Genomic DNA, 1964 nt, shown 5'->3' with positions numbered 1-1964 from the left:
ATGGCACAGTAGTTAAATCTAAATATGCACCATATGTAGAACCAGTACCGACAAAAGAAACAAAAGAAACACAAACATCAACAGAAAAATTAGAACAACAGGAAAGCATGATATCAAATGTTACAAAAGATACTTCATCATTAGAACATATGAATCAAGCACCTCTAGGAAAAGTAGTAAGACAATTACCTGATACAGGTTTATCGTCAACAACAACAACAACTGGTTTAGGACTATTATTAACAACATTAGGTTTATTAAGTTTCCGAAGAAATAAAAATAAATAAAGAGAAGTTAGTAATTATCTTGTTGACAAGTTAGTGTAATAAAATAGTCACCGTTCAATAAATGATCGTAGTTTATTGAAAGGTGACTTTTTCATTTAAATTAAGTATAGTTAATTCATTTTAATTATTTTTTTACTTTATATTTGATGTAAATTATAATAAAATTATAAATACATATTAATTAAAAAATAGATGTGATTAATAATATAGAAGGAGAATAGATATGTCTGAAAAACAGAGACGCTATATAATAAGTATATTATTATTAAGTGGTTTTATTACGATACTTAATCAAAATTTATTGAATACAGCATTGCCAAATATTATGACTTCACTTAATATTAGTGAAAGTACTGCGCAATGGTTAGCGACAGGATTTTTATTAGTCAATGGTGTTATGATTCCGGTGACAGCGTCATTAATAGAAAAATATACAACCCGTTTTTTATTTATGTCGTCTATGATTATTTTTACACTAGGGAGTATATTAGCAGCAGTTTCACAAAGTTTTACATTGTTATTTATAGCAAGACTAATACAAGCTTTTGGTGCAGGTGTTATGATGCCACTTATGCAAACGATATTATTTTTAATATTCCCACCCGAAAAAAGAGGATATGCGATGGGATTAGCAGGATTAGTTATAGGATTTGCACCGGCAGTAGGTCCAACATTGTCAGGTTATTTAGTAGCCAAATATAGTTGGCAAACACCATTTGAAGTAGTTGTAGTAGGTTGTATAGCTTTATTAATTTTTGGTTACTATAAGTTAACTAATGTTAATGAAGGGAAAGAACTAACAATAGATAAAAAATCTATTATTACATCTACATTAGGATTCGGTGGAATTTTATATACATTTAGTACCGCAGGAGATTATGGTTGGAGTAGTTTACACACTTTAGTAGGTTTAATTATTGGTAGTATTAGTTTGATTTATTTTTATTATCGACAAAAACGCTTATCAACACCATTTTTAAACTTTGAAGTTTTTAAATATCCAGTTTTCACTTTAGCAACAATTATTGGTATGCTGTCAATGATTTCATTAATGAGTGTTGCATTATTATTACCTATGTATGTACAAGGTGTTTTGCAATATTCACCATTAAAATCAGGGTTATTATTACTACCAGGTGCAATTATTATTGCAATTTTATCACTAGTTACTGGGAAAATATTCGATATTTATGGTGCGAAATGGATAACGGTTTTTGGTTTTATAATTATTTCCATTAGTACATTTTGTTTAACTTATCTGAAATTAGATACAGGGTTTTATTATCTATTAGCTATTTATACATGTAGAATGATTGGTATTTCTATGACTAATACATCACCAATGACTGCTGGATTAAATACATTGCCTAAATATTTAATTCCACATGGAAATGCTATGTTGGGTACATTAAGAACTTTAGCAGCTTCTATCGGAACAGCTTTACTTGTCACAGTGATGTCAACTTTTAGAAGTAATTATATTCCAAACCCTAGTGCATTTCAAAATATGGATAAGTCATCAGCATTAGCTATGATTAATAAACAAGCAGCGGTATATGGTTTTAATAAAGCGTTCTTAATAGCAGCAATTATTGCGATAGTGGGCATGATTATTTCTTTATGGTTACCTAAAAAATAAAATATACAATAAATGGTTTGGGTATACTAATATAGACA

General features: G+C 28.8%; 2 protein-coding genes. Both read left to right on the top strand.

The features are described from left to right. A partial coding sequence (locus tag AC5EAH_RS08020; protein WP_493494258.1) for an LPXTG cell wall anchor domain-containing protein occupies positions 1-287 on the top strand: 287 nt, incomplete at its 5' end. 223 nt (positions 288-510) lie between these two features. Beyond that, positions 511-1926 (top strand): MDR family MFS transporter, encoded by a 1416-nt coding sequence (locus tag AC5EAH_RS08015; RefSeq protein WP_493494257.1) that lies wholly within the window; start codon positions 511-513, stop codon positions 1924-1926. The last annotated feature ends 38 nt before the right edge of the window (positions 1927-1964 follow it).

The organism is Staphylococcus sp. B1(2026), from assembly GCF_058895785.1.
Note: the sequence above shows the minus strand (reverse complement) of the source record. Positions and strands in the feature narration are given on the sequence as shown.

Excerpts from the sequence above, each read along its gene's own strand:
- AC5EAH_RS08015 (WP_493494257.1), top strand. The coding sequence starts at position 511 with ATGTCTGAAAAACAGAGACGCTATATAATAAGTATATTATTATTAAGT.